Source organism: Rhodococcus sp. P4_B6 (genome assembly GCF_056402215.1).
The window spans coordinates 1-4,627 of record NZ_JBFUHV010000327.1; the positions used below are offsets into that span (position 1 = coordinate 1).

The following is a 4,627-nucleotide window of genomic DNA, read 5'->3' on the forward strand; positions in this document are numbered from 1 at the left end:
TGAGCCGGATGGGCGGGCTGGCGCAACACGTCGCCGAGAGCGTGCGCCGCCGGCACCCCGACCACGTCGCCTCCGGGGAGGCGGAGGAATTGCTCGCCCGGATGGGGCGGGTGGCGGGCGAGTTGGCCCGAGGCGCCGAACAGGTCCTCCGCACGCATGATCCCGAGCTGGCCGCGGAGCTCGGCAGGCGCGACGACGAGCTCGACGACCTGCACCGGCGACTGCTCACCCTGATCCAGGACCTGGCCTGGACCGGCAGCATCACCGCCGCGGTCGATGTCACCCTGCTCGGGCGCTTCTATGAACGGTTCGGCGACCACACCGTCGTGGTCGGGCGCCGGGTGATCTTCCTCGTCACCGGCGAACAGCTGAGCTCATAGACGGGCACACTCGGGAGGCGCGGTGGTGGAGTCCGCGGGCGGGGCGCCCCGCGGCGGACACCCGAGATGTCCGACCCGCCCGCCCGCCGCAACCTCGTCGGCAGCACCGGTGACGAGTCGATCCGCGGCATTGCGGTGGGCCGCGGGGCGCGCGTAGATTGAGATTCGCGGATCGAGAGAGTCATCGGTAACGGTGAAAAACTCGAGAAGCAGAGATCCGGCCGAGAATGCGAAAGCCTTCCCGGCCGAACCCCTGTCTGGGGCATGTCCCGTGACTTCCCGGTGTTCAGTACTCGGGGACGTTCGCCACCCGTCCGCCTCGGTCGCCGCGGCACGCAACGCAACGTACAAAGATGATTGCGATGGTATTTCTGCCGAAAGCCAAGTACCCCTAGGGCTGGTCATGTCTGACCCATGAGGTGGGATGTGGTGACCGCCTGCATGGCCGTCGATTATGCACCGACCCGCCCTGAGCACCGAGAAGAGAGAGCGACTCAATGCTCAGCCCAATTCTCACCCCGCGGCCCCTTTCCGGCGTGTGCGGTTCCACCCCTAACACCCAGGTGAGGACGCCATATATGTGTTGCATGGAGAGGCGAGCACCGAATACGGAACTCCGCTGCGCTATCTGGAGCAGTTGTCTGCGTCGGGTGTTGCTGGAGTGGCTGCCGGTTCCGGTGCTCGCCGCCACGACGGCGGGCTCGTCGTGCAGGCGAATTCGGCGCTCGAGCGCATGTCGGGCTGCTCCGCCAGCGGGCTCGAGGGTCGGTCGATCGCGGAGTTGTTCGCCCCGGAGTCGGTGGTGAGTGGCCTGGACGCGGTAACTCGTCTGCATGAGTTCGCCGGCACGGTTGTCGAGTTGCGCCATCGGGAGGGTTTCGTGGTGTGGGCCGCGTTGAGTCGGTCGGTGCGGATTCCGACGATGTTGGTGAGTATCGTCCGCTGACGGGATCGGTGAATATCCACAGGTCGGCTCGCACAGGATCCGACAAATTGGGTGAGAACCAGCTCAACCATGTTTGACCAGGGTGAACTGCATGACGTCGACGCGTCCGCTGCGGAACTGGTCGGCGCAGCCGGTCAGGTATTTCATGTACCGCTGGTAGATCTCTTCCGAGGCGATCGTCACGGCGGCGTCATGACGGGCGGCGAGCGCGGCTGCCCACCGGTCCAACGTGCGCGCGTAGTGCAACTGCAGCGGCTGAATCTGGTCGACACCGAACCCCGCCCGCTCCGCCGGGGCGGTCACCCAATCCGGTTCGGGCAGTTGAGCACCCCGGAAGATCTCTCGAACGATAAAGACGGCGAAGCGCACGTAGGCCTCGGTGATGGGGATGCCCATCTTCTCCAGGGTGCCGCGCTGGTAGGCGATGATCGAGTGCAGCAACATCCGTCCATCCGCGGGCAACAGGTCCCGGCACCTGTCGAAGAACGCTTCATAGCGGTGGCGGCGGAAGTGCTCGAAGGCACCGATGCTTACGATGCGGTCCACCGGCTCGTCGAAATCCTCCCAGCCCTGCCGGCGGACCTGGGCGGTCCGCGGCCCCGGCAGACCTGACAGGAGTTCGGTGACGTGCCGGTATTGGTTGTCGCTGAGGGTGAGGCCGATGACGTTGACATCGTATTTTTGGTGGGCGCGGAGCATGGTCGAACCCCAGCCGCAGCCGATGTCGAGCAGCGTCATGCCCGGCTGCAGGTCGCATTTGCCGAGCGAGAGGTCGATCTTGGCCCGTTGCGCTTGTTCGAGCGTCATGTCCTCGCGCGGGAAGTAGGCGCAGCTGTAGGTCATGCTCGGATCGAGGAACAGCCGAAAAAAGTCGTCGGACAGGTCGTAGTGGGACTGCACCTGCGTGAAGAAGGGCTTGAATTGCGACATTCCAGCTCCTGACCTCAACCCGTCGGGRAAACTCGTCGGCCGACTCACCGTCGAACGCCGCGCACCCGCGCCTGCATGAAGCTCACSTYWTGCCCCACGACCGGCAAGGCGAGTGACAGCGACGRRSTCGTCGACCCTGACTATGGATGACCCKTGCGGTCGGCGGCGACCCCGAAATAGTCACCGCCCTTGCGTCGTTGGTCGTCGGTGCCCCAATCGCGGTCSCGGGGGACGGGCACCATCTGCGGTATGTGCTTGCGGCAATGGATATATGCCTCGTCGACCTGCACCAGGACCCACCGCTCGGCGGCGCGATCGCGCACCCGCTCGAKCGGYAGGTCCGGCTGKGTGCGGCRCAGTTCGTCGTCGGCGACGATGCGTGCYGTTCCGTTGACGTGCAGGCCGATCAGGTCGTCGGCGAAGTCGGCCATGAACAATCCGMTGTGCGGGTTCTCGACGATATTGCCCAGGCTGGCCATCACCCCGTTGCCCCGGTATTCGGGGTATCCGAGCAGGTCGGGGGAGAAGASATGRATGAAGCCGGGCGGTCCCGCCCGCAGCGAGACRTCACACGAACCGTCTGCTGCCGCAGTCCCGATGAAGAGCAGTTCCATCCTGTCGATGAACTCGATCATCGCCGGATGCAGAACCCGGCACATTTGGTGGGCGTAGAACCGCTSCGCGCGGCACTCGGTTCCCAGCTCCKCYTGCATGACCTGTTCGCCACGGGTYCCTCGCGCCGGGGTGTCGACCTCGGCGCCCTCGAGCACGGTGTGATCGGCGCCGGACATCTGCGTCTCCCYGATCTGTCGAGAAACGTGTTGCTGTGTAACAGCCGTATCAGCATCGCGCCGGGCGCCCGGCGCGAACAGCCACCCCAGGGGTGGAAACGCCTCACCAAGGTGTGAAAAGTTCGCCCCCGGCGATGTCCTCGACCGCCGATGGGCGGCACGCTCGGCGCGGCGGTACCGGGACGCTCTCCGTCAACGGAGAACCGGTCGGTGCCGGTGCTCTCCGGGTCGACGACGACGTCGGCGGCGCCGCGGGCGGGTGCGCTGCCGTGCGAGGCCACTCCGATGCTGACGCCAGCGACACATCGTGCGGCCCGCCGACCGACACGTCAACCCGACGACCCGGACACTCGCCGGTGTCGGAGCCCGTGTTCCACCCGGAGGGCGGTGAGAAAGGCCCCACCACGTGGAGTGCGGAGGAGGACAATTCTTGCCATGGACGTCACCGARARGCAGCATCTCGACGCGGTGCGCGCACARCTGGTCCGSCGGTAYCMGTTCCTCGAYCCGCACCTGGTCGGCGAGATGGTCGACACCGCTCATCACCGGTTTGACGGATGCCGGATCCGGGACTTCGTCCCCCTGCTGGTCGAACGGGCCGCCATCAGGTCTCTCGACGCCGCCCTCGCGGCTGGGGCGGCAACACCCGCCACCGTGCCCGTGGCGGTCCCGGCTGAGCACCACCACCTGCTCTAGACGGATCCGGTCGACGGTCACGAGCGGCCGGCTGGAGTCGCCCGGACCTCGCTCCCGGCAGGTCAGATCCCCGGAGGAGTGATCGGCGTCAGACGTCGCCAGGCCACCCATGGCTGTGGTTCCACTACCGGTTCCGGCGCCCCTGTTCAGGCGGACGGGCGGTGGGGTACTCCCGGTCGGACAGGATCGGCGCCGGTCGTCGATCTCGGGCAACGGTTGAGGCGGGGCGAGAGACTATGAATGTGGTGGGTGGTACGGCACGGATAGTGACCGGGGCGGGTGAGGCCGCGACGGCCACCCTCGGCGCGGTCAGCGGAGCGGCGGTCGGCGGTCTGGTCGGCAGCATGAAGGGTGCGGTCGTCGGGGCTGCGGAGGGAGCGCGGCGCGGAAGTCATTCGACACCGGCAGCCGTGGTGACCTTGGGTGCGGTCGCGGTGACCGGTGTGGTGCAGTGGCCGATTGTGGCCGCGGTGGGTGGGACGGCGCTGGTCCTCGATCAACTCAAACCCCGTACGAAACCTGACACGCCGGGAGCCGGTACCCCGGCCACACCTGATGCAGGGGCGAAGCCCGCAGCACTGTCGGCGCCGCCGACCGGAACCCTGACCGTGGCGAAAACGCCTGCTCCGGCGAGAAAGTCGTCGACGCGGCGACGTACGCCGGCGAAGACACCGCCCTCGTCAACACCGTGACGGTTGAGGTTCCCCCCGAACGGTGGACAAGGGGGTTGCGTGCCTCAGGCGACTCCCACCTGAAGCAACTTCTCGTAGCTGTCGGGACTGTGCATCCCCACCGTAGAGTTCCGTCGAACAGTGTTGTAGAAGACAATCCAGTTGTCAACGCCAGCAACGAGATCAGCCTTCGTTGCATAGACGTGCCGATAG

The 4,627-nt window shown here is 66.6% G+C and carries 6 protein-coding genes; 4 read left to right on the plus strand and 2 right to left on the minus strand.

Going from position 1 to position 4,627, the window contains the following annotated elements:
• Positions 1-380 (plus strand): phosphate signaling complex PhoU family protein (locus AC1DWT_RS49655; RefSeq protein WP_477926113.1); only part of this gene is annotated, 380 nt, incomplete at its 5' end.
• 580 nt (positions 381-960) lie between these two features.
• Positions 961-1,326, plus strand: a complete 366-nt coding sequence (locus AC1DWT_RS49660; RefSeq protein WP_206015600.1) for a PAS domain-containing protein — start codon at positions 961-963, stop codon at positions 1,324-1,326.
• A gap of 63 nt (positions 1,327-1,389) precedes the next feature.
• Here the strand turns inward: AC1DWT_RS49660 and AC1DWT_RS49665 are convergent, their stop codons facing one another.
• Together AC1DWT_RS49665 and AC1DWT_RS49670 are read right to left on the minus strand one after the other, a co-directional pair.
• Complete coding sequence (locus AC1DWT_RS49665) at positions 1,390-2,256, minus strand: cyclopropane mycolic acid synthase family methyltransferase (protein ID WP_206015601.1); 867 nt, start codon at positions 2,254-2,256, stop codon at positions 1,390-1,392.
• 140 nt (positions 2,257-2,396) lie between these two features.
• Positions 2,397-2,969, minus strand: a complete 573-nt coding sequence (locus tag AC1DWT_RS49670; protein ID WP_477926115.1) for a pyridoxamine 5'-phosphate oxidase family protein — start codon at positions 2,967-2,969, stop codon at positions 2,397-2,399.
• A 513-nt stretch (positions 2,970-3,482) separates the two neighbouring features.
• Between AC1DWT_RS49670 and AC1DWT_RS49675 the strand changes: the two genes are divergently transcribed.
• Together AC1DWT_RS49675 and AC1DWT_RS49680 are read left to right on the plus strand one after the other, a co-directional pair.
• Positions 3,483-3,743 (plus strand): three-helix bundle dimerization domain-containing protein, encoded by a 261-nt coding sequence (locus AC1DWT_RS49675; protein WP_477926114.1) that lies wholly within the window; start codon positions 3,483-3,485, stop codon positions 3,741-3,743.
• A 236-nt stretch (positions 3,744-3,979) separates the two neighbouring features.
• On the plus strand, positions 3,980-4,435 hold the full coding sequence (locus tag AC1DWT_RS49680; protein ID WP_206015604.1) for a hypothetical protein: 456 nt from the start codon (positions 3,980-3,982) through the stop codon (positions 4,433-4,435).
• The last annotated feature ends 192 nt before the right edge of the window (positions 4,436-4,627 follow it).

Bases quoted from the DNA above. Each gene is read 5' to 3' on its own strand.
- AC1DWT_RS49665 (WP_206015601.1), bottom strand. From the start codon at position 2,256: ATGTCGCAATTCAAGCCCTTCTTCACGCAGGTGCAGTCCCACTACGAC.
- AC1DWT_RS49680 (WP_206015604.1), top strand. From the start codon at position 3,980: ATGAATGTGGTGGGTGGTACGGCACGGATAGTGACCGGGGCGGGTGAG.